Here is a 22450-nt window from a genome sequence, read left to right on the forward strand (position 1 = left end):
TCCACAACACAAAAGGGTTATCCCCGGTGTGCATTCACACGTTCGGGGGAAACGATTCAGCTTAGACGCCAACTGCTTAGATGCCAAGTGGTTACAAGGGCTTTGACTGCAGGCTTTTCAACGCTACCATTCGGATACATCCGTTTTCCTAAAGCCCTGTCCCCCATGTAGATCCGGATGACGCACCAACCCCAGGACGACGCAATCAGCCGGTCCCTTTCGGTCAGCCTTCAGGTGGCAGAACTCGATTGCGCGGAAGAAGTTCGGATTCTTAAGGATGGCCTGGCGGAGAAACCGGGGATCGAAAAGCTCGACTTCGACGTCATGCGCGGGCGAATGGATATCCATTACGACGCCCAGCACTGGAACGTCAAACGCCTCCTGGAAGCGGTCAGTTCGCTTGGTATGACGGCTCAGGAAGTGGTCGAGACGCCTAGTAACGCTACTGCCCAAGAGCCGGTCCGGCACGATTACAACCGCGAACGAGCCCTGGTCCGCAGCGGTGCGTTCCTGCTGGTGGCGGTCGTCATTCAGGCCTGGGAGTCAGGCGGCATCGCGGCACTGTTCGGGCACGGCGAGGGCGCCCATACCATTTCGGTGCTGGCGATCCTGCTCTACCTCATTTCGATTAGCCTGGGTATCCGCTGGATCTTTCCCAAAGCGGTCAAAGCGGTCCGGCGTTTTTCAGCCGACATGAACCTATTGATGACGGTGGCCGTCATCGGAGCGATCATCCTGGGGGAATTTTTTGAAGCGGCGATGGTCACGTTCCTGTTCACGCTGTCGGAAGTTCTCGAACAGCGTAGCGTGACCCGGGCTCGTCGTTCAATCCAATCGCTCATGTCGCTGGCTCCCGACGTCGCACGCGTGAAGACCGATGACGGCATCGAAGAAGTCGCGACCGACGAAATCAACAACGGCCAGATCTGTCTCGTCCGGGCCGGCGAACGCATACCACTCGATGGAACGATCGTGCAGGGCGTTTCCGCGATCGACCAGGCACCAATCACCGGCGAGTCGGTCCCGGTCGAGAAAGAACCGGGCGATCCCGTTTACACAGGAACGATCAACGGCAGCGGAAGCATCGAGTTCCGCGTGGCAGGCACTTCAGGGTCGACGCTGTTGAACCGGATCGTGCGGCTCATCGATCAGGCCTATCAGCGCCGGGCCCCCAGCGAACAGTGGGTCGATCAGTTTGCCCGGTATTACACCCCCACGATGATGCTTCTGGCCGTTGCCGTGATGGTCATTCCTCCGACCGTGCTCGGATGGTCCGTCGATTCCGCGACCACCTGGTTCTACAACGGCCTGGTACTCCTGGTGATCGCTTGCCCCTGTGCCCTGGTGATCTCGACGCCGGTCAGCATTGTGTCCGCGCTGACGGCGGCCGCGCGCAACGGGGTGCTGGTCAAAGGAGGTCTTTCGCTCGAAACGTTAGCCAACGTCAAAGCAGTGGTTCTCGATAAGACCGGCACGCTGACTACCGGGATGCCGTCCGTCACCACGGTTCAGTGCTTGGGGGCATCAACGAAGAAGTCGCATTGGCTGTGGCGGCCGGTTTGCAGAATCACAGCACGCATCCCATTGCGAAAGCGATTCTGAACTATGCCAAACAGCAGCAAGTCGATCCGGCAGAAGTCGCCCACGTCGAAGAAATCCCGGGGCGAGGCATCTCCGGGCAGGTCGACGGGCTGAAGGTCTGGCTGGGAAGTACGCGTCTGGCGGCCGAGCAAGGGATCGACGTCACCCACCTGGAAGACGGTGCGGCAAAGTCAGGAACCAACGTCGTCGTCCTGGGGCAAGGCAATCAGCTTCTGGCAACTTTCCAGTTGCAGGACGAGCTTCGAGACACGGCCACCCATGCGGTCGAGTCGCTGCATCGTCTGGGGGTCGCCCAGGTCGAACTCATTTCCGGCGATCGAACCAATGTCGTGAAGGACGTGGCCGAGCAAGTCGGGGTCGATGCCTGGAAAGCGGAGCAGCTACCGGAAGACAAGATCGGAGCGGTCTTGCGTCTGCGTCACGATTACAAACTAGTAGCCATGGTCGGCGACGGCATCAACGATGGTCCCGCCCTGGCGGCGGCGGATGTGGGGATCGCCATGGGAGCGATGGGAAGTGATACAGCAATCGAAACGGCCGACGTCGCGCTGATGTCGGACGAGATCGAAAAGCTGCCCTGGTTGATCGCGCATGGCCGAAGAACGCTGAGCCTGATCCGGCAAAATATATTCGCTGCCCTGGCGATCAAGGTGATCTTCATCGCTTTGACGATCATCGGTTATTCCAATTTGTGGCTCGCCATTCTGGCCGACACGGGCGTTTCGCTGGCGGTGATTGCCAATAGCCTGCGATTACTGCGGACGAAAACGTCGTAAACGCGTGTCTGATCGGCGGTACCTTTTGCGACGCCCTTCCACGCGTTACATTGGCGGTTTCAACGCATAAACCTAGAGATCCTTACTCGGAGCTTGAATCCCCCATGGCAAAGCTATCGATCGCCGACGTAGACGTTAGTGGCAAGAAAGTCTTGATGCGGGTCGACTTTAACGTCCCGCTCGACGGTGGCAAGATCACGGACGATCGTCGCATCGAAATGGCCCTCCCTTCGATCAAATCGGTCGTCGATCGCGGCGGCCAGCTGATCCTAATGAGCCACTTGGGCCGTCCTGAACCAGGCGCCGACAACTCGGCCTACAGCCTGAAGCCGGCTGCCGTTCGTCTGGGCGAACTGCTGGGCAAGGACGTTGCTTTCGCTTCCGATACAGTGGGAGACGATGCGGCCTCCAAGGTGGCCGCGCTGACCGACGGCGGCGTCGTGGTACTGGAAAATCTTCGATTCGAAAAGGGGGAAAAGAAGGGTGATGCCGAGTTCGCCGCCAAGCTGGCCGCATTCGCCGACATCTACTGCAACGACGCGTTTGGCACCTGTCACCGCACCGATGCTTCGATGGTCGCCGTTCCCGAAGCGATGGGTAGCAAGCCAAAGGTTGTCGGTTTTCTGGTTGAAAAGGAAATCACCTATCTTTCCGATGCCATCGGCAACCCCAAGCGTCCTTTCGTGGCGATCCTGGGTGGTGCCAAGGTTTCCGACAAGATCATGGTCATCAAGAACCTGCTGGGCATCTGCGACAAGGTGCTGATCGGCGGGGCTATGGCCTACACGTTCTCGCTCGCGGAAGGTGGCAAGGTTGGCAAGAGCCTGGTCGAAAAGGACAAGGTCGAATTGGCCAAGGAACTGATCGCAGCTGGCGGCGACAAGCTGGTCTTGCCGGTGGATACGCACTGCGGCGACGACTTCAGTGGCGACTGCAACAAGATGGTCGTGAAGGCTGGCGAGATTCCAGACGATTACGAAGGTCTTGACGTCGGACCGGAAACGGCCAAGCTGTACTCGGAATTGGTAAAAGACGCCCAAACGGTTGTCTGGAACGGCCCGATGGGTGTATTCGAGATGCCCCCATTCGACGCCGGTACCAAGGCCGTCGCCGAAGCGATCGCCGAGTCGGATGCCATCAGCATCATCGGTGGTGGTGACAGTGCCGCCGCGATCGGTCAGTTCGGCCTGGACGACAAAGTGACCCACGTTTCGACCGGCGGTGGTGCCAGTTTGTCGATGCTGGAAGGTCAGGCCTTCAAGGCCGTCGATATCCTCGACGACAAATAACGTCGAACAAATCGCATCGATCGAATATCTTAAAGCGGTCCTGGCATCCAGGGCCGCTTTTTTCATCGACAGGAGTTCTATATGAATGCCGTTACCCCTATCCTGCGCCTGCACGAACATCGCATTTGGGCAACCCATCACTTGTTGGAAGCATGCCGTCCACTGAGCGACGAACAACTACATCAGCCCCACGAGATCGGCCAAGGCACTCTCTGGCGGACCCTTTGTCACCTGTATGCCGCCGAATATGTCTGGCTGGCGGCACTGCAAGGGACCGACGATGCCGTTGCCCCAGGCGATGTTGCCGGAAAGCTGCCAGGCAACCAGGAAGGGGAGGGGGCCGCGACATCCCTCACAACATTGATTGAACGTTGGCAGCAGCTCGATCAGCGCTGGAGCGATTACCTCGACGCGCTGACGCCTGAGGACCTCGAGAAAACGATCTACCGCATAAGTTCCAGCAGCTACCAGGGGCAGAGGATTGGTTCGCAAGCGATGGACGTTCTGTTGCACGTCGCCACGCACGCCCATTACACGACCGCCCAGGCCATCAATATGTTGCGACATTGCGGCCTGTCAGACTTGCCCCCCTCGATGTTGATTACCCTGGCCCGCAGCCAGGCTGTCGCCTAAGCTGAAGTCCAATCATAGAAAGCATTTCGGACAAGCCTCATGACAAAAGTCATCCTCATACTGACCATCGCACTCTTTGGCGCACTGGGGGCCCTAGGTCGCGTTTATGTGGGAACGTTCGTCCAAGGCTACGTCCCCGAACTGGACGCCGTGAAATTCCCGCTGGGCACGTTAACAGTGAATGTGCTGGGATGCCTGGTGTTTGGCTTTCTGGGGTATCTGGGAAACCACCACGAAGTGCTTCCGGCATTTTGGCGAACCGTGCTGCTTTCCGGCTTTCTCGGATCTTTTACGACCTTCTCGACGTTTGGTTTCGAAACGGTGCTGCTCTACCAAGACGCACCATACGGGAAGGTTTATCTGGCGGCGGCAAATGTCCTTTTGAACGTCACCTTGGGGATTAGTGCCATCCTGCTGGGACTACAACTGGGACGATTCTGGACGGGGAATTGATGGTCGACCTGGCTATATGCGATGGATTTGTTGTGGGCAGATGAAGAATGCGCTAATTGCATTTGCGCCACAATTGGTAGCCGAGGAAGTCGTCTACAATGCACGCTCGATGCATTGTCCCATTCGCCTGCAAGGTCCGGATGGTTCTAGAAACCCGTTGATCGTCTTGCGGACCGATCAACCTGACTCCCACGGTTAGCGATGACTTTTGGCTCTATGATTTGGGCAAATTCGAGACGTTTGGCCTCGTTCATTTTTGTGGCGATCCTATGCTTTGGCGTGACCGGCTGCGGCGGTTGCGGAGGGGATTCCCCAGCGAGCAAGCTGGCGCGATTCGACCTCAACCGGGGTGGCGGCGGAGACGAGGAAGAGAAGAAGCCTGCTCCGGCCAAGAAGCCAGCGCAACAAGAGAAGAAGCCTGCCGCAAAAACACCTGCGGCCGAGAAGCCAGCGGAAGAGAAACCCGCCAAGAAAGCGACGACTGAGAGCAAACCAGCGGAGAAGACCGCAGCAGCTCCCGAGTCGAAGCCAACATCGCAACCAGCCGAACCGATGACGCCAGCAGCCACTCCGGCAGTCGGCACGGTTGCTCCTACGGAAACTTCAACATCGCAGATTCCTGGTGCCCGAGATCGTTTCGCGATCCTGGAAGGCTTCAAGCTACAGCCGGTTCATGGCGACCGCGTGCAAACGAAAGCCCGGTCGCGAGCCGTACTGCATATTCTCGGTCAAGCATTGGCCCAGCAGATTGCCGATAATCAAACAATCCCGGCCGCTTCTCCGGCCAACAAGCAAGGGCGGCAACTGCTGAGTTGGCGGGTGCACTTGCTTCCGTACCTCGGCTACGACGATCTGTACAGCAAGTTCAACCTCAACGAGCCATGGGACAGCCCGCACAACATTAAACTCGCAGCGGAAAAGCCGTACGCATACATGACGCCTGACACGCCGGACGACCGCACGAATTTCGTGTTTGTGACCGGTCCGACATGCGCGGTGAACGAGCGTCGTGCCAACCCGATCAGTTCGCTCAGTCCGCGCGGTCTTCACAACGCCGTCATTGCCGTAGAAGTCGCCGATCCAGCCAATCGCGTCGTTTGGACCAAACCAGAAGATTTGAAGTTCGATCCCTCGGCGCCGGCCAATGCAATCACAGGCTGGCCGGACAGTCGGTTCTTCGCCCTCACAGGCGATGGTGTCGTGCATGAATTTCCCGTCATCAGCAACGACCACCTCAATCGCTTGTTCGTGGTCAGTAACCCAATCAACTTGGGTGAAGTTGCTTCGAGCGTTCCTCAACGCGAAAGCAGCCCGGCAAGCGGTACCCCATCATCCACTTCGATGACCTCCACCGAGCCGCTTGCTGCTCCTATATCGCGAAACGACCTGGACCCGTCGAAGCTTCCTCTACCATCGCGTCTTGCCATTGACAGCGCGACGGTCGAACTGAGACGCCTGTTCCAGAACGAAGCCCGCAATGCCGACCAGGACAAGAAGAAGGAAGAAATCGCCGAGAAGCTGCTTCAGCATGCGGAATACCTCAAGGACGATCCCGCGAAACAATTCGCGGCACTCCAGATTGCTTATCGCTTTGCCATTCTCGCCAAGAGCCCCGTTCTGCTCAAAGATTCGTTCGACAAACTGCAAGAAAAATTCCAAGTCGACAGCTTCAGTTCGGACTTGTACACCGTACGTTTCGGTGCTGAAAACCTGCAGAAGATTCCTGCTCACGAGTTGCCTCAGTTCCGCGCCCTTGCCAAGTCGATCTTGGAGCGTGCCGAGCAAGAGAACAACTTCGAAGCGATGGACCAACTGATTCAGATTGGTTCCCGTTACGCCGCAAGCCAGAACGACAAAAAGACCATCTCCGAACTAGACACCCTGAAGGCCAGACTCCAAGCGTCACGCAAGGATTACGACGCCATCCAGGCTCGCTTCCTGTCGCTTGAAGTACCTTCGCTAGACGAAGAAGGAAACTTGATGGTCGGCAAGTATTGGTGCGTGCATCGTAATAACTGGGAAAAGGGTTTCGAGTTTCTGCTCCACAGCAACGACGATCGTTTCGAGTATCTCGCGGAGACCGAGCGTACGTCGCCCATCGACCCTCGAATTCAATTCCGGATTGCCGAAGGCTGGTGGGACATCGGCATCTCCAGCCCTCCTGGTGCCGAACGCAACAAGTTCCTGGGTCGCGCCGCCCAGTGGTACCAGAAGGCCGACGACAACATGAAAGACTCGATCGAAAAGGTCACCGCCCAGCAGCGACTGCAAGAGTTCACGCGGCTGACCGGCGTCAAAGACATCCCTGCTTTGCACTAGGATTGAGACAACCCTCTCATTTATCGCGGTTATAGCGATCGATTCGATTGCCGCAGCCAAGGTAAACTTTTCCGCTTGTTTGTGGCGAAGTCTAGATTGATATCGCTCAATCGCAGATTTCCCTCAGCAAGGATTGGTTTCGTATGGCATCCGGTGGCGGGCACTATGATTGCGTCGTAATCGGCGCTGGACACAATGGTTTAATAACCGCCGCGTATCTGGCCAAATCAGGCAAGAAAGTCGCCGTGCTCGAACGGCGGCACGTACTAGGGGGCTGTTCGACCAGCGAAGAACTATGGCCCGGCTTCAAGGTCTCAACCGCCTCTTATGTGGTTAGTTTGCTTCTGCCAGAGATCATTCGCGACCTAAAGCTGAAGCAAAACGGCCTGAAGATCCTGCCCCGCGATCCGGCCTCGTTCACCCCTACCGACGACGGTCGCTACTTGCTGCTGGGGCATGACGTCAATTCCAATACGAAGGAAATCGCGAAGTTCAGCCAGCAGGACGCCCAGCAGTATCCGAAGTACAACGAACTTCTGGAACGCATCGCCGCGGTCGTCGAACCGATTCTGATGAAGACGGCACCTGATCCGCTGCCGATGCCCAAGGACTGGCGTAGCGTCTCGCTAACCAAAAAGATTCGCGATACATCACGCCTGTGGAGCTTCTACCAGACGTTTGGCAAACTCGGAGGCGAGATCCCCGAAGCGATTGAGCTTCTCTCAGGCGCTGCTCGGCCGATCCTCGAACGATGGTTCGAAAGCGAGCCGCTGCGGGCAACGCTCGCCACCGACGCGATCATTGGCGCGTTCGCATCGATCTCTGCACCAGGCACCGCCTATGTGCTGCTGCACCACGTGATGGGGGAAGCTGGCGGCAAGCGAGGCGTGTGGGGTTTCGTCGAAGGGGGCATGGGCGGCATCGCCACGGCATTGGCCAAAACATGCGAAGAATTGGGCGTGACGATCGTCCGCGAAGCCCCCGTCGCCAAGATCCACACCAGCGAGCGGAGTATCCAAGGAGTCGAACTGGAAGATGGCACCACCTACGAGGCCAAGGTCGTGGCTTCCAGCGTCGACGCCAACCTAACGTTCCGCAAGTTCCTTTCGCCCGATCAACTGCCGGCCGACTTCCTGCGGGCTGTTTCGAACATCGACTACGCTTCCGCTTCGGCGAAGATCAACCTGGCCCTGGCCGAGCCGCCGCAGTTTACCGCTTATCCCGAAACGGGTCTCAGTCCGATTCATCGCGGCACGATGCATATCTCTCCGACGATGGACTACATCGAACGCGCTTACGACGACGCCAAGTATGGCCGGGCGAGTGAAGAGCCGATTCTCGAAATGACCATGCCCACGTCGGTCGACAAAACGATTGCGCCGGAAGGAAAGCATATCCTGTCGATCTTCGTTCAATACGCTCCTTATAAACTGCGGGACGCCAACTGGGACGACGTCAAAGAATCGTTTGCCGATCGCTGCATTGCCAAGATCGGACAGTACGCACCAAACGTGCCTGGGGCGGTCATGCATCGCCAGGTGCTCTCGCCGCTGGACCTTGAACGCGTCTACGGGCTGACGGGGGGGAACATCATGCAAGGAGCGATGAACTTCAACCAGTTGTTCGCCATGCGTCCGATCCCAGGCTGGGCCGATCATCGCACGCCGGTGAAAGGTTTGTACCTCTGCGGAGCAGCCAGCCACCCAGGCGGTGGCGTGATGGGAGCCTGCGGCAAGAACGCCGCTGTCGAGATCCTACGCGACTACTAACGGACCAACTCCAACGTCGTCCAGATGCTGGGATCTTCGTCGATTGGGAACTGCGTGTTAACGCTTTGCGTTTGCCATCCCAGTTCGCGATCCATCACGGCGTAAAAGAAGCCGAGTTTGTCGTACTCGCTCGGGTCGTACCCGGTCAGGCTGGTCGCCGGTACGCAGCACTCCAAAAGGTAGCCATCCTTGGTCAGCGTTCCCCGCACCCGCAAATCGCCGGGGCGGACCGGGTTGGCGTTCTCTCGCGCGCGATTGATCAACAGCTGATCCCCAACCGGGTCGCGATAGCTGGGGCCGGCACCGATGGGCAGGAAAGCAAAGCGATGACAGAACCGCGTCGCGCGGTGCACGTTGTGCGTGGCCCTGGTATCGATCCAAAGCTGAAAGCCGTCACTCTCGTCGACGCGACTCTCGCGGCACCACACCGGCTGCCGCTTTCCGGAGACAAGCACCGAGAAAGAAACGCCACGCTCGTTCCACCCACCCCGGACGTCGGCAAACTGCTTTCGGCTGTCGAGTTCTCCGAATCCGCGCAGCTTGTACTGCTCGGAGTAATCCAGTGGCTTTTGCTGCCAGATCTTCTCGCGATAGTTCAGCGGGACCGAATACTGAAACAGGAAGGATGGTGAGAGAACCGATTTCGCCATGGGCTTGACTATTTCGCTAGTGGAAGTTCCATTTGGCTATCGTCGCCGGGCTCGGAGCTACGCTTCGCGCTTCGTGCCGGTGAAGATGTAGTACGGCGTCTTGAACCATAACAAGTAAGGAACCTTGGCGCGATTCTCTTCCAGTTTGGTGGTTTCAAAGTGACGCTGCAAATAGGGAACGTGATCGCGTGACGGAAAGACATTGTCCGACGCGAACCATACCGGCCAAAAGCTTCGCGTGAACCAAGGATGACGCTTGAGCGACTCGTCGGGGAACTTTCGTGAAACGTAGAAATCAACCACGCCGATCGTTCCGCCTGGCTTCAAGATTCGCAGCGCGTTGTCAATTGCCGCGAACCAATCAGGGATCATCGTCAGCGAGTAAGAGAACGTCACGACGTCGGCGTAACCTTCGTCAGGCGTCCAGGTCGTGGCGTCCGCTTCCACCGTTTTCACGTTGTTCCAACCGCGCTGCTGGATGCGGTCGTCACACACCTTCAACAGCGACGAAGCCAGATCGACCACGTATGCCTGTTTCAACTGGCCGACGCGATCGGAAATGAATTCCAGATTCGAGCCTGTACCGCCCCCCATATCGACCCACACGGCATCTTGCGGGGGTTCGATCGAGCGGTACATCTCTTCTCGCCCTTTGAGCAGGCGTTTGCGAAAATCGTCGTACGCGCCCGCCTGACCGCTGTAGAAACTATCAAGGCGCTCTGCGTGGTTGTCCCCTTTCACCGGCTTTACGGCCAGGTGATACAGGACTTTCAGGTCCGAAGCCAGACTCATCCGATGCTCCTCAAAGATTGGCGTGACTTAGGCAGCGATGTCCGCGATTCGGAACGCCCCGTAGGTGTGCACGCGATCCTTGACGTGAAGCTCGTCGGCCAGCTCCTGGTGATAGGTCAATAGTTCGCCGACCTGCTTTTTCTGACCCTTATGCGTGATCTCGACTTCGTCGATGAAGTCGGTGTTCAGGCCGCCTGTTCGCCAGATGATGCGGGCATCTTCTTCCCCTGCCAGTCGATTGGTAATTGCCTGCCATTCGTTTTCCAGGGCGAAGTAAAGCTTGTCGGTCAGCCAGTCTTGATGATCTAGAAGCACCAGGCGGTGAATCGGGTGACCGTTGTGCTTTTCGAGGAAGTGCTGCACCGAGTCGGTATGGGTACTGACCTTGTGGACCAGGCCATCCTTAAGCTTCTGGAAGTTCTCAGGCTTGAGGTATTCCGGACAACACTGTTCGGTGTATTGGCCGGTCACGTAGACGCGCCAGAAGTAGTTGTCTTGGATAGGCAGTTCGGCGAAGACGGCTCGCATGTTGTCTTGCACGAAGTCGACGATGCCGTTGGAGTACTGCTTCTCCAGATGCTCGCGCTGGGCTCTTGGCACGCCGACCAGGCTCCACGTGGTATCTCGGCTCATCGCGAACTTGAGAGGTCCGGTCCACAGCTTGCGGTCGATGACCTCGAAGATTTCTTTCTGCTCGTCCAGCGACTTGGCATCCAACAGTTCGAGAACCAGCGGTCGCATCCGCAGGACGTTCTCGACGTACATGTTCACCACCTTGGCGAACGCACCGGAAGTACCGCGGAAGTAGAAGCTGCGTTTCTTACGAGGGCGGAAGTACTTGATCTTCCGATCCCAGTAGCTGCGAGACCATTCTGGTAACGAACCACGCAGCTTCGATTTGTAGGCCTCTTTGAAGTCGAGCAACTGCCCTTTGCCAAACATGGAGAAGAAGTCTTCATACTCCAGGTTCTGGATGGCTGCTTTCTTGAGATCCAGCAGGGCGTTCTGCCGTGGATTCATGTCGACCGCATAAACATGGTTGGCACCGGCCAGAACGTAGTCGAGCGCGTTGCAACCAGCCGACGTAATGACCATCACATTGTGATGCGGTTGAATCTCCAGGGCGACCCGATCCAAGCGGGGATCTTCCCAGCAGGTGTTGTACACTAAGTTGTTACGGTGAACGAAGTTAAAAACACGACCTCGAACCCAGCTAACCAATGCCATTGCGGCCCTCAAAGAACTAGATCAGGCAAGGATGGGGGAAACCGGATAGGTAACCCTGCCAATTTGTAGAGCCCTGGAATCAGAACCCCAAAGTAACTCATTGATTGTAGGGGCTCTGGGGCCGATCACAAGCCACACTGCCCCCCATTCCCCCTCCATTTCCTCGCTTCTTACATAAGATTTACCCATTCTCGGGATCCGGCAGGCCAACTTGATGCGATGGTGAAGATCCCGGGTAAAGGATGATATTTTGCCTATCCTGATCTTCGCTCCGCTGGGCCATCCATTGCCAGAAAGAACTGCTCAGTGGTGAATTTTCGGAAAGCGGCCGCTAGCAGCTCCGAAATGTCTTCCGAAGGGGCGACCTCGATGACCGCTCCTTCGATCGACTGGGAAACGCTTAGTCCCTCGGTTAGCCGCACCAGCAGATGGTATTCCCAGCGAGAAAGAGGGACGCGACGGACGATATAGTCCCTCCGCGTTAAGGCCAGCCAGCTGGGTGTGGCTTCGGGAATGGCGGCCTGGGTATCTTGCTTGATCGCCGTGATGAAGTTGCTGATCGGGAACGGAAAGGAGTGCAGCCGTAGACAGGGCACCATCTGGAATTTAGCTTCGGCGAAAGACTCCGGCGAGATGCCTTCCAGCTGCGATGGCGAGAACACCTCTGCCTGCTCGATGCCGCGGCCGTCGAAGATGGCGTCGATACTGCGTTCGGCAACGGCAAGCCCCACCAGGAAGTCCTCGAACCCTAGCTGGTCCGTTCCTCGGGTTGGACTCGTCTCTTCCAGAAAATCGGGAAACCGATCTCCCAGGCGGTTCAGCGTGTACGATCGAGACGGGTACTGCTGCAGATAGGTGATCGCAAACTGATCGAATAATTCGTCACCGACCGTCTTGGCAAACAGGGGATAGATCGACTTCAAACACTCGACCAGCCGGGCATAGTAGGCGTGAGCGTACACTTCCAACCGCTGGGCGCTGGTTCGCCGCTGGCTGCGAGTAACGATCGACTCGATCTGCGACGCATCGACCGCGATGTGCTCTTGAGCTTCCGGCGAATGGACTCCTTCCGCCACGCCATTCACGTGGGTAATCACCGACTGCATCCACTTTTGAAGCACCGGCAAGCTATGCAAACTCGGTTGGCCGTCGGTCATCGCATTAGCTCACTTCATGCTCGATACGATGTGCAGGATGCGGCACGGGCGTGTGCCCCTGGTCCGCAGGTTCATCGGCCACAATCGTTTCCCCCTCGATAAAACGCTTCGCCTTGAGCACCTCGGCATGCAGCGTGGGGAAGTCGGGGATGTTGGCGTCCCATTCTAGCAGCGTCGAAACACCCCCAGTTCGTTCGTGAGCCAACCGATACAGCTTCCAAACCGGGTCGATCACGTGTCCGTCGTGCGTGTCGATGCAGTAGTCTCCCATGTTGGTGTGCCCTGCCAGGTGAAACTGAACAATGCTTTCCCACGGAAGATTCTCAATGTACTCGACTGGGTCAAAGTCATGATTCACGGCAGACACGTAAACGTTGTTCACATCCAGCAGTAGCCCGCATCCGGTCTCCTCGGTCAAAGCGGTCAGAAATTCCCATTCACTCATCGTCGACGACGCGAAGGTGACGTAGCTGCTGGGATCTTCCAGAATCAGCGGACGCTCCAGATAGTCTTGCACCTGGCGAACCCGCCCAGCAACATGCTGAAGCGTTTCGTCGTTGTAAGGAATCGGCAGCAGGTCGTGCGTGTTCTGACCGGAAACGCCGGTCCAGCAGACATGATCGGAGATCCAACGGGCACCAATCGCCTGAGCAAGAGACTTCAGCTTGGCGAGGTACTCGAAGTCGAGCGGATCGGTGCTGCCAATCGAAAGCGAAACACCGTGCATAACGACCGGGTAACGCTCGGCGACCTGGTCGAGGACATACCGCGGACGTCCTTGCGAGTCGATGTAGTTCTCGGAGATGATCTCGAACCAGTCGACCCTGGGCCAGTGCTCGAGGATATAAGAGAAGTGGGGGGCGCGAAGTCCGACCCCCAGTCCCAGGTTTTCGTGGCCAAGCCGTGGCTGTGGCATCTTCGCTTCTCTGAGTGTTAGGCGTTCGTGATTCTAAGCGGCCGGTTCTGGAGCAGGATTCAACTCGACACCCTTTTCTTTCATCCGCTCTTCGAACAACTCACGGGCCTTCTTCCACATGCCGCCACTCATGGGAACGTGACAGCCACCTTTGCCGGCACACTCGTTTGCCCCTGGCGTTTTACCGCAGCCCCCTTGTCCTTTGCAGTCATTGTGGCCACCGCAGATGTGATGCTCGACCGTAGCACACGTACCGGCTCCGGCACATTCATTGGTCCCCTTGGCACCCTGGCCTTTGCATTCGTTCAATCCGCGACAAGCATGCTTGGCAACGGTGGATGTCCCATCGCCTTCGGCAGGGGCATCGCCGGTCGTCTTGGGAGCAGGCTGCGAACCGCAACCGATCGTCCCGGCCGCCATCATCCCGCTGAGGGCTGCCGCGGAAAGCTTATGGAAGTCGCGTCGGGTGTAATCTTTCTGAGACATTTGCCTGATTTCCTGTTCGAACTGGAAGCGGGGGGTGATGATCTCGTGTCTAACAAACAGTCTAGCCGATTCAGATAACCGCGTCTGGTGACCTGGAATACGGTTTAGCCGAAAAATTCGACTGTCGTCCGCACGGCATCGGCCAGCTTTTCGACCTCTTCGCGCGTGTTGTACAGATAGAAACTGGCTCGCACGCTTGCACTGATTCCTAGCTTCTTATGCAGCGGCAAGGTGCAGTGATGCCCCTCGCGAACGGCAATCCCGCGCCCATCGAGAAAGGTCGCGACGTCACTGGCGGCCAGGCCATCGATCACAAAGCTCACGATGCCTGCCTTCTTGCTCACGTCCGGCCCCAAGATCTTCAGGCCTGGCACATCGGCCAATAGTTCGTGAGCGTACGCGGCCAACGATTGCTCGTGTTGCAGGATTCGAGCCAGGCCGACTTGCTCCAGGTACTCAATCGCCGGCTTCATGGCAATCGCATCGGCGATCGGCGGCGTGCCGGCTTCAAACTTTGCCGGAAGCATCGCAGGCGTGAAGCGATCGATCTCGACCACGTCGATCATGCTCCCCCCGCCCAAAAATGGCGGCATCTCTTCCAGCAACGCGTGTTTGCCGTACAAAACCCCCACGCCTGATGGCCCCAACATTTTATGGCCGCTGAATGCCACGAAATCGGCATCCCAACCACCCACATCGATCGCTTCATGCGGCACGGCCTGGGCGGCGTCGACCATCACCTTGGCTCCCACGGCATGGGCTTCCTTGGCAATTTCAGCGACGGGGTTGATGGTCCCTAAAACGTTTGAAACGGCTGCCAGTGCCACGATTTTGGTCCGCTCGGTCAGCAGTACGGAAAGGGAATCGAGATCGAGTTGGCCATCTGCGGTGACCGGAATCGCCCGAATCTTCGCCCCGGTTCGTTGAGCCAATTGCTGCCACGGAACGAGGTTCGAGTGATGCTCCATCTCGGTCAGCAGAATTTCGTCCCCTGCCGTGACGTTGGCATCCCCCCAGCTACGCGCCACCAGGTTGATGCCCATGGTGGTTCCGCTGGTGAAGATCACTTCGTTCTCGAACGCCGCACCGATGAACTGCTGCACGGCTCGCCGAGCTTCTTCAAACAAATCAGTCGATTCGCCACTGAGCCGATGCGCGCCACGGTGCACATTCGCGTAATGCTTTTCATAGACATTACTTAGGCACTGGATCACCGAGTTGGGACGCTGGCTGCTGGCCCCGTTGTCGAGATAGACGAGGGGATGCTGTTCTTCGTCAACCTGGTGCAGAATTGGGAAATCGGCCCGGATGCGCTGGACATCCAATTGCGATTCCACGTCAAAAGTGGCCATGAACTCGTAATTCTGTTGGGGGGAAACGCCGGCTTAGGTCGCCGTCTATTTTTCGCATACTTTAGTTATTTTATTCCCCTGGACCCCAATCGACAACGAGCGGTTCGCTTCCATTACTTAAGTCGCCAGAATGTATCCCATGGAATCTTCAGCTCTTTGCGAGATGCCTCGGTCTCTTGGGCAAAGCGAGCCGCATCAAGGGGATACCCGGCCGTTTCGGCAATCCCTGGCACGTGCCTGGCCCAATAGGCGTTGATGGCCCGCATCGCCACCTCGCGGTGAAACTTGGCGTAGATCGATGCCAACGCGGTGGGGAGGAAGCCTTCCCCCTTCGAGCGGAACTCGATCGATACCTCCAAAGAGCCAACCTCGCCAACATAACGGCTGACGCCGCGCGACTCCTCTTGGATCTGCCACCATGTGTCAGGAAAGAAGTGCTGTAACAGACCGGCGTAGTAATCTCGCCCGCCGTGCTTGTCACACACGATGCGAACGGCCTGGGGGGATGTGGCGTCGAGTTCTTCGAGCAATCGCCGCACCAGCCCAAGCGATGCGTGCGAAAGGACAGTGCTTTTGTTGCCGATTCTGGCGAGTCGCTCGTTGTAAGCTTTCTCGGTAAGAAAGAGACTTCTTACCTGGGCCAGCGAAACGCCCGACGACTGGCAAGCACCATCAAACTGAGTCTTTCGCTCGGACACCGTTTCCCCAGCAGCGTGCAGCGGGCACGAGTGCTCCCAGCCTGTGTACCATGGGGCGAGATCTTGTGGCAATTCATCCCCCAGGTCTGGCTCGCAGCAGCCTTGCCAGATGGGATGAACGTGAGATAAATGATCACCGGTTGCCAGCACCGCTTCTTCCAGCAGCGAAAGATCGTCTCGCTTGCCGTACACTACTTTGGAATCAGCGATCGCCAGGTGTTTGCGCGATGGCTTGCGTGCGATGGCGTCCTTCAGCAGGTCGTACAACTCGACGCCATCCAGGTCTTCGTGGCGATCGTCGAGTTGCCACACGGTTCCACCGATGACCAGTGGTCCTAGGTTCGGGCCGTATCCGGCTTCATCGATTCCAATCAGATATGCCACGCTGATGCTGCCTGCGAGAGAACGTCACTGGTTTCAACTCGCACCGTTCTAAGCGGATTTATTGAAATTGCAAGAGACCGAACTCGCTCGGCCCCATTTCATACAGGGCACTTGAAGGCCATGCCTCAGTTCCTTCGCTGACCAGCACCCGCTGGACGGCCATCCCCCAGGTATCGCCAGGCGCGAGCCCTTGGCCCGACAACTCTTTAAATGGAATGGCCGCTTCAATGGTCCAAGTCGCAGAATCCTGATCGGCGGCAACGTACCAGTTGGGGTTCCACGCTAGGTTGCCCGAGAGGGAATCAGCGGTTCGTCCGCGATAGTCGACCGACAAGCAGTACGAGGTAGCGTAGTCGCGGTCGAGATCGAGGTAGATGCGAACTCGATCACTTGTCTGAAGATCGGCGTCGCGCTCGCGTGGGCGCTGCCCTGGGGCTTCGTAACGGAAGTTCTTCGACTTCATGCACCGAATCGCCAAGTAAAGATAATCGTCGTCAAAGCCCACGATCATCGCGGCCGGCGGTGCCCCCGATTCGGGCGAAAGGGTACCGGCCTGAAAGTCAACCGGCTTGCCGGTTTGCCAGACCCGATCATTCAACCGGCCATCAAGCACAGGCTTCGACTCGTCGTAGTTGGCCGCCACCACCGGGGCATCGACGCGGCTGTTACCACGCCCGAGAACCAGTTCCCACTGGGCACGTCGACACCATGGATTCTCCTGCCCTAGGTTCAACAGCCGTCGAATGTACGACTCGCCCTGGCGCGAGTGCCCCTGCTCGGCATGAAGACGTTCCAGCAGAAACGCCAAGGAAGGATCGGCCAAAACTTGTGGCATATTTTGGCTCAGTTCCGCGATCAACTTCGCGGCCCGCTCAGGCGACTTGGTCGGACGCTTATAATTCGTGGGATCATCGAAAGAAACCGTCGCAACTTCGCTGGCATCGGACGGTTCCTCGTCCCCTGTACCTTCTTTGGGTGCCGTTGGCGTGGCAAACTCTGCCGAACTACGATTTTGAAACTGGATTTCGATGCTTGCGTAGTACGCCAGAAGCCACGCGGCGGAACGCTCGGCCAGGACATGTGAGGGATAGGTGCTGACAATCTGGTGATGCATGTCAGCCGCTAACGAAAGATTACCACTCTCGTTAGCCTTTTCCGCCAGGTGCGAAAGGACTTCGACGCTACGCGCTGGCGGCAAGTCTTCCGACAGCTTGAGCATTTGGCCCAATAGTAACGCGCCACGCTGTTCGTCTTTCATGGCATGATTGATCATCTCGAACATGTTCCGCCGCTTCTGAGCAGTTCGCTGAAGCTGCGCCAGATCAACGAGCGACATTTGCTGAGGCGGTCGTCGTGCGCCTTTGCCCGCCGGGACGGAGAGGCCGGTGAAGATATCGCTCAAGCGACCTTCGATCAGTCCGGACGAGCGCAAGACTTTCAACTCCAGCGTGGAGGGTGCATCAATCAGTTGGCCTGTGGCGATCCCCCGTGACACGCCCGCGTGCTCGGACAACGACATGGCAAGTTGCGGAGAGATCTGAGTCGCATTCAGCGTGATCGAACCGTTCTGACCTTCCGGTACCACGCTGCAAACCCGGGCTACGGTCCACGGGTCTAATCCCAGTTCGGACTGTTGTTCGGGAAAACTGTCTGCTTCGCTGGCCTTCTCCACCGCACGAAGCACCAGTTGATTGACCATGTAGGCCAGGGGATCTTTGCCGGTTGGATCGGCGTAGTCGGTCAGGACCACGGTTGGTTTCCATTGCCGAATGCGCTGGACCAGGTAGCTTTCCGCGGCAGCGAGCCCCTGACCGTCGTTGGCGGCATCCCAGGTCTTGGCCATTTGATCGCCGGTCAGCTTAAGCTTGGCATTGTAGGCCGGGAACTGCCAGGCCGTGTGACCGACGTTCGCGCCACTATGCAGCAGGGCATCGGCAAGCGGCGGGCGAGGCGTGCCCGTTTGCGGCATCGGACGATTGATCACTTCCATACCGGTCAGGTATCCCTGCGAGCCGGCGTGATGACTTACCAGTTCATATGGGATGATCGATGCATCGTGGAAGATGCCCAGCAAGGCGAGACGCTGGCCTCCTTGCCGCTGTACCGTCCAAGTTTGACCACCATCATTGGTATGCAGGATGGTTCCCAGCGAGCCGACGGCCCAGCCGGTCGTTTCATTGCGAAAGAAGATCGCTCGAATCGTCGTCGTGGTGGGAAGCTTTTGCGTGGTGAACGATTGTCCGCCGTCGCTGGAATGCAGCACGAAACTGCCTGGGTCGCCGGCAATCCAGACATGCTTGCCCAGACGCTCGACCGCGTAAAAGTCAACTTGGCGGTCGGTCTGCTGAAGCGGTCCCGGCGCGACGACTTCCCATGATGTGCCTGCGTTGTTGGAATTGAGGATCAGCCCTCCTTCCCCCACGGCGGTCGCATCTTTGGCTCCGGCAACCACGATGTCCTGCATGTCCCGGAGCGGATCGACCAGGATCGTTGGCTTGCGAATGCCGCCGCGATCGGCCAGCGAGAGATTTCCACTTACGCCAGCCAACAAGAGTTCGCCCCCAGGCAAGACAGCGAACTTTTGAAAGCGTGTGTTCTGGGTGCCTGGCAAGCTTCTCCAGCTGCGTCCCCCGTCGCTGGTTTCAAACAGCCCGGTCGGGAACAGGTGCGAACCATGACCAACGGCCCAGCCATGCCGGGTATCTTCAAATCGCATGCCGGTCAGCTTCGGCAGTGACTGCTCTGGCATCAACTTCCACGACATCCCTCCATCGCCGGTCGTTAGGACGACTCCGCGAGTCTGGGTGCTGTAAGGTTGTTGATGACCGCCAACCGCCCAGCCGTGCCGTGGGTCGGTGAAATAAACGCTTGTCAGGTGGGCGTCGGTACCGGAAGGAACCTGTCGCCACTCGAGTCCGCCATCGTCGGTTTGCCAGATGGCTCCATGATCGCCGACGGCAATCCCATGGCGATCATCCACAAAAGACACGTCGTTCAACTGGGCATCGAGGTACCAGGTCCCTGGCACTTCGGCCGCCACCGGCGACGCTAGCATCGCCAGGCAGATCCACAGAAGAGTGCAAGTTAGAAATCGACCGACGTTTGGAATGAGTCCGTTCATTCGCGAAACCACGATGGCACTAGAGGGGAGTCTTACGAGAATCGGGACGGAATCTTAGAAGAATTCGCACAATCGTGCCAATCCGGTTCGTCCGACTTTAGAGAAATCGTGCGAACCAAATCGAGAAAATTGCGATAAACAGTCATAGTGTCCACACCTTCTTGGGGAGAGGCTCATGCCGCCGCGAAAATGGAGAACGTTGCCTCTGCTGGTCACAGGCATTGGTTTGCTCGTTCCGTCGCTGCTAGCAGCCGCCCCCCAGGCAGACTTCGAGAAGATTCTCTCCCCCATTCTGGAAGATGCCGTTCGCCGTTCGCTTCCTACGTCATTCAAAGACGAATCCGATTGGGGCCGAACGCACGAGTTCACCAAGCGGCTCAAGGTCCGCGGCAAGTGGAACAGCCTGAAGCTCGAGCGTGTTCGCGAAGCGCAGAATCATGGGGACTGGGTGCGCTACCTCGGTCATATTGAAGATCCCAATCAGCATGTCCGGATTTGGATCGAGGACCTTCACGTCGGGCCAATGCGCTCGACTTGCCAGATTCATGCACGGGTCGAGTTTCAAGGCGAGGCCGAGTTCCAACAATGGGTACGCGACGTGCGACTGCTTGGTTTGAGCGTGGTGGCCGAAGCGACGGTCAAGATTCGTCTGGATGTGCAGCTTGAGAGCAAATGGGACATGTCGAAATTGGTTTCGTCGGCCGAACTGACTCCCAAAGTGACCGGCGGTCAGATCCAGCTTGAGCGGTTCTATGTCCACCGCATCGGCAAGGCTCACGGCGAAGTGGCCGAGCAAATTGGCGAGCAGTTGGAAGGGACGCTGGCCAAGAAACTTTCCAGCAAAGAGGAAAAGCTTGTTCGCGAAGCGAATAAAGCGATTGCCAAAGAGTTGGAAAACGGCACGGTCAAGCTCGACCTGGTCGACTATCTCAAAGGGCGGCTGTTGAAGTAGGGTCAAGCCCGTTTGAGCGGTAGGCTCGCTTGCGAAATAATATCAGTAGACCCTTATTTCGCGAGAACCTCATGTTTGATCCCCTGGCTTGGATACCCGAACAACTTGATCTGCTCCACGCGATGGAGCGCCGCCGGGCTATCCACGTCCGTTCCACCCAACAGGGAGCGACCGTCTCGTGGAGAGAGAACCACCTTATTAACTTCGGCAGCAATGACTATCTCGACCTTGCCGCCGATCCTCGCCTGCGGGACGCCGCCCAGGCAGCCATCGCCAGGGAAGGGTGGGGAAGTGGCGCCAGTCCGCTGATCACCGGCCGCGGAAGCGAACAGGCCCAGCTCGAAGCCGAACTAGCCCGATTCGAGGGAACCGAGGCCGGACTCACGTTTTCGAGCGGCTTTGCAGCCAACGCCGGTACGATCGACGCGCTGACCGATCGGGGCGACGTCATCCTCAGCGACGAAAAGAACCACGCCAGCATTATCGACGGCACGCGGCTTTCCAAAGCGACCGTTCGCGTCTATCCCCATCGCGATGTCGACTACCTGGAAAACCTGCTAAAGCAGTGCGGCACGTTTCGCCGTCGATTGATCGTGACCGATACGCTCTTCAGCATGGACGGCACGATTGCCCCGCTGGATGAACTGGTCGACCTGGCCGACAAGTATGAAGCGATGCTGATGGTCGACGAAGCGCACGCGACTGGCGTCTTCGGCGAACACGGGCACGGGCTGTGCGAGCATTTCGGTGTCGAAGATCGCGTGCCGGTGCGCGTCGGGACGTTCAGCAAGGCGTTTGGTGGACACGGCGGTTTTGTCGTGGGCAGCCAGGCGCTGATCGATTACCTGGTGAATCGCTCGCGGCCCTATGTGTTTTCGACGGCGGCTCCGGCGGCCAATGCAGCGGCCATGCTGGCTGCGCTGCAGATCGTGCAGCACGAGCCGGAGCGTCGTCAGAAGTTGATGGCCAGCGCCGAGTTTCTGCGAGATGCACTACGCCAGCAAGGGTGGAGTCTGGGCGATAGTCACAGCCAGATCATTCCGGTAATCGTCGAGACGGAAGCCTTGGCGATGGAGCTTTCCACCAAGCTATTCGAGCGGGGTATGTTGGTACCTGGGATTCGCCCCCCTTCGGTGCCTGACGGAGAGTGTCTCCTGCGAATCAGTCTTTCTTCCGGGCACACGCGGCAGCACCTGGACACGTTAGTGGAAGCGCTAAAGCAACTTCGTTTCTAAGCTTCCAAGATTGGCGACGAATAATAGCGTGTTATCATTTCCGTAGGCGTATTCCCCTTTCAACACGGATTAGAACCATTCAAGTTTTTGCCTTACTGCTCGCTCTATTCGTCACCGTTCCGCTGGTGGAGCTGACCCTGCTCTTGTGGCTGGCCCAATATGAAGGTTGGTTGGTCACGCTGGGGATCGTGATCTTTACCGGTATCCTCGGAACGCTTCTGGCACGCAGCCAAGGGTTTTCGACCTGGCAGAAGATTCAATCGCAGCTAGCGACGGGACAGATGCCCGGCAGCGCGATGGCGGATGCGGCGATGATTTTCGCCGCTGGGGCCTTGTTGATGACCCCAGGCCTGCTGACCGACGCGTTGGGCTTCGCCTTTTTGATTCCACCCTGTCGCGAGTGGATGAAGAAACGCTTCCTCAGATGGGCCAAGTCGAAGTTCCACATCCATGCCACGACCACGGTGGACGGCGAAACGCATACGTACACCAGTTCGCCTGGCAGTTCGGAAATCGTCAATTCCTACGTCGTTCCCGACCAGAAGGAACAAAAGGCACTGGAAGATTAACGCAGCGACAAGAAACGAAACATGGCTACCGGCGAAGTCGTCGGTAGCCATGTTACGGAGCATCTTTCGT

19 protein-coding genes are annotated in these 22450 nt (G+C 57.7%); 10 read left to right on the forward strand and 9 right to left on the reverse strand.

Annotation, left to right across the window (positions count from 1 at the left end; all coding sequences use genetic code 11):
• The first annotated feature begins 177 nt into the window (after positions 1 to 177).
• From Pan97_RS27065 to Pan97_RS22960, 7 genes are all read left to right on the forward strand, one after another.
• Positions 178 to 1602 carry a heavy metal translocating P-type ATPase gene (locus Pan97_RS27065; RefSeq protein ID WP_144976692.1) on the forward strand — a complete coding sequence of 475 codons (1425 nt, stop codon included), beginning with the start codon at positions 178 to 180 and terminating at the stop codon, positions 1600 to 1602.
• On the forward strand, positions 1548 to 2378 hold the full coding sequence (locus Pan97_RS27070; protein WP_165698933.1) for a heavy metal translocating P-type ATPase: 831 nt from the start codon (positions 1548 to 1550) through the stop codon (positions 2376 to 2378). The genes Pan97_RS27065 and Pan97_RS27070 overlap by 55 nt, the downstream gene beginning before the upstream one ends.
• A 104-nt stretch (positions 2379 to 2482) precedes the next feature.
• Positions 2483 to 3667 (forward strand): phosphoglycerate kinase, encoded by a 1185-nt coding sequence (locus tag Pan97_RS22940; protein ID WP_144976696.1) that lies wholly within the window; start codon positions 2483 to 2485, stop codon positions 3665 to 3667.
• Positions 3668 to 3748: 81 nt separating this feature from the next.
• On the forward strand, positions 3749 to 4300 hold the full coding sequence (locus tag Pan97_RS22945) for a DinB family protein (protein ID WP_144976698.1): 552 nt from the start codon (positions 3749 to 3751) through the stop codon (positions 4298 to 4300).
• A 39-nt stretch (positions 4301 to 4339) separates the two neighbouring features.
• A complete protein-coding gene (crcB, locus tag Pan97_RS22950) occupies positions 4340 to 4753 on the forward strand; it encodes a fluoride efflux transporter CrcB (protein WP_144976699.1) in 414 nt (137 codons plus the stop codon).
• A 240-nt stretch (positions 4754 to 4993) separates the two neighbouring features.
• Positions 4994 to 7072: a DUF1559 family PulG-like putative transporter gene (locus Pan97_RS22955; protein ID WP_144976701.1), complete on the forward strand. Its 2079-nt coding sequence runs from the start codon at positions 4994 to 4996 to the stop codon at positions 7070 to 7072.
• Positions 7073 to 7215: 143 nt separating this feature from the next.
• Complete coding sequence (locus Pan97_RS22960) at positions 7216 to 8841, forward strand: phytoene desaturase family protein (protein WP_144976703.1); 1626 nt, start codon at positions 7216 to 7218, stop codon at positions 8839 to 8841.
• On the opposite strand, the gene Pan97_RS22965 is transcribed toward Pan97_RS22960, so the two are convergent.
• The 9 genes from Pan97_RS22965 to Pan97_RS23005 form a co-directional block, all read right to left on the reverse strand.
• Positions 8838 to 9491, reverse strand: a complete 654-nt coding sequence (locus Pan97_RS22965) for a DOMON domain-containing protein (RefSeq protein ID WP_196782195.1) — start codon at positions 9489 to 9491, stop codon at positions 8838 to 8840. The genes Pan97_RS22960 and Pan97_RS22965 overlap by 4 nt on opposite strands.
• Before the next feature lie 57 nt (positions 9492 to 9548).
• On the reverse strand, positions 9549 to 10283 hold the full coding sequence (locus tag Pan97_RS22970; RefSeq protein ID WP_144976705.1) for a class I SAM-dependent methyltransferase: 735 nt from the start codon (positions 10281 to 10283) through the stop codon (positions 9549 to 9551).
• 27 nt (positions 10284 to 10310) lie between these two features.
• Positions 10311 to 11510 (reverse strand): DUF3419 family protein, encoded by a 1200-nt coding sequence (locus tag Pan97_RS22975; protein WP_144976707.1) that lies wholly within the window; start codon positions 11508 to 11510, stop codon positions 10311 to 10313.
• Between the two features lie 254 nt (positions 11511 to 11764).
• Positions 11765 to 12667 (reverse strand): HvfC/BufC N-terminal domain-containing protein, encoded by a 903-nt coding sequence (locus Pan97_RS22980; protein WP_144976709.1) that lies wholly within the window; start codon positions 12665 to 12667, stop codon positions 11765 to 11767.
• Between the two features lie 4 nt (positions 12668 to 12671).
• Positions 12672 to 13583: an MNIO family bufferin maturase gene (gene bufB / locus Pan97_RS22985; RefSeq protein WP_144976711.1), complete on the reverse strand. Its 912-nt coding sequence runs from the start codon at positions 13581 to 13583 to the stop codon at positions 12672 to 12674.
• Positions 13584 to 13616: 33 nt separating this feature from the next.
• Entirely contained in the window at positions 13617 to 14069 is a 453-nt protein-coding gene (locus tag Pan97_RS22990; RefSeq protein WP_144976713.1) for a twin-arginine translocation signal domain-containing protein, read from the reverse strand.
• Positions 14070 to 14173: 104 nt separating this feature from the next.
• Positions 14174 to 15421: an aminotransferase class V-fold PLP-dependent enzyme gene (locus tag Pan97_RS22995; RefSeq protein ID WP_144976715.1), complete on the reverse strand. Its 1248-nt coding sequence runs from the start codon at positions 15419 to 15421 to the stop codon at positions 14174 to 14176.
• Between the two features lie 113 nt (positions 15422 to 15534).
• Entirely contained in the window at positions 15535 to 16503 is a 969-nt protein-coding gene (locus Pan97_RS23000) for a ribonuclease H family protein (protein WP_144976717.1), read from the reverse strand.
• A 58-nt stretch (positions 16504 to 16561) separates the two neighbouring features.
• A complete protein-coding gene (locus Pan97_RS23005; RefSeq protein ID WP_144976719.1) occupies positions 16562 to 19624 on the reverse strand; it encodes a YCF48-related protein in 3063 nt (1020 codons plus the stop codon).
• Between the two features lie 175 nt (positions 19625 to 19799).
• On the opposite strand from Pan97_RS23005, the gene Pan97_RS23010 reads away from it, so the two are divergent.
• The 3 genes from Pan97_RS23010 (at position 19800) to Pan97_RS23020 (ending at position 22380) form a co-directional block, all read left to right on the forward strand.
• Positions 19800 to 20576 (forward strand): hypothetical protein, encoded by a 777-nt coding sequence (locus Pan97_RS23010; RefSeq protein WP_144976721.1) that lies wholly within the window; start codon positions 19800 to 19802, stop codon positions 20574 to 20576.
• 71 nt (positions 20577 to 20647) lie between these two features.
• Positions 20648 to 21811 (forward strand): 8-amino-7-oxononanoate synthase, encoded by a 1164-nt coding sequence (bioF, locus tag Pan97_RS23015; RefSeq protein ID WP_144976723.1) that lies wholly within the window; start codon positions 20648 to 20650, stop codon positions 21809 to 21811.
• Positions 21724 to 22380: an FxsA family protein gene (locus Pan97_RS23020; protein ID WP_144976725.1), complete on the forward strand. Its 657-nt coding sequence runs from the start codon at positions 21724 to 21726 to the stop codon at positions 22378 to 22380. The genes bioF and Pan97_RS23020 overlap by 88 nt, the downstream gene beginning before the upstream one ends.
• The last annotated feature ends 70 nt before the right edge of the window (positions 22381 to 22450 follow it).

The sequence above is a fragment of the Bremerella volcania genome (genome assembly GCF_007748115.1).
In the GTDB taxonomy this organism is placed as follows: domain Bacteria; phylum Planctomycetota; class Planctomycetia; order Pirellulales; family Pirellulaceae; genus Bremerella; species Bremerella volcania.

Excerpts from the sequence above, each read along its gene's own strand:
- Pan97_RS27065 (WP_144976692.1), top strand. The coding sequence starts at position 178 with ATGACGCACCAACCCCAGGACGACGCAATCAGCCGGTCCCTTTCGGTC.
- Pan97_RS22940 (WP_144976696.1), top strand. The coding sequence starts at position 2,483 with ATGGCAAAGCTATCGATCGCCGACGTAGACGTTAGTGGCAAGAAAGTC.
- Pan97_RS22945 (WP_144976698.1), top strand. The coding sequence starts at position 3,749 with ATGAATGCCGTTACCCCTATCCTGCGCCTGCACGAACATCGCATTTGG.
- crcB (WP_144976699.1), top strand. The coding sequence starts at position 4,340 with ATGACAAAAGTCATCCTCATACTGACCATCGCACTCTTTGGCGCACTG.
- Pan97_RS22960 (WP_144976703.1), top strand. The coding sequence starts at position 7,216 with ATGGCATCCGGTGGCGGGCACTATGATTGCGTCGTAATCGGCGCTGGA.
- Pan97_RS22965 (WP_196782195.1), bottom strand. The coding sequence starts at position 9,491 with ATGGCGAAATCGGTTCTCTCACCATCCTTCCTGTTTCAGTATTCGGTC.
- Pan97_RS22970 (WP_144976705.1), bottom strand. The coding sequence starts at position 10,283 with ATGAGTCTGGCTTCGGACCTGAAAGTCCTGTATCACCTGGCCGTAAAG.
- Pan97_RS22975 (WP_144976707.1), bottom strand. The coding sequence starts at position 11,510 with ATGGCATTGGTTAGCTGGGTTCGAGGTCGTGTTTTTAACTTCGTTCAC.
- Pan97_RS22980 (WP_144976709.1), bottom strand. The coding sequence starts at position 12,667 with ATGACCGACGGCCAACCGAGTTTGCATAGCTTGCCGGTGCTTCAAAAG.
- bufB (WP_144976711.1), bottom strand. The coding sequence starts at position 13,583 with ATGCCACAGCCACGGCTTGGCCACGAAAACCTGGGACTGGGGGTCGGA.
- Pan97_RS22990 (WP_144976713.1), bottom strand. The coding sequence starts at position 14,069 with ATGTCTCAGAAAGATTACACCCGACGCGACTTCCATAAGCTTTCCGCG.
- Pan97_RS22995 (WP_144976715.1), bottom strand. The coding sequence starts at position 15,421 with ATGGCCACTTTTGACGTGGAATCGCAATTGGATGTCCAGCGCATCCGG.
- Pan97_RS23005 (WP_144976719.1), bottom strand. The coding sequence starts at position 19,624 with ATGAACGGACTCATTCCAAACGTCGGTCGATTTCTAACTTGCACTCTT.
- Pan97_RS23010 (WP_144976721.1), top strand. The coding sequence starts at position 19,800 with ATGCCGCCGCGAAAATGGAGAACGTTGCCTCTGCTGGTCACAGGCATT.
- bioF (WP_144976723.1), top strand. The coding sequence starts at position 20,648 with ATGTTTGATCCCCTGGCTTGGATACCCGAACAACTTGATCTGCTCCAC.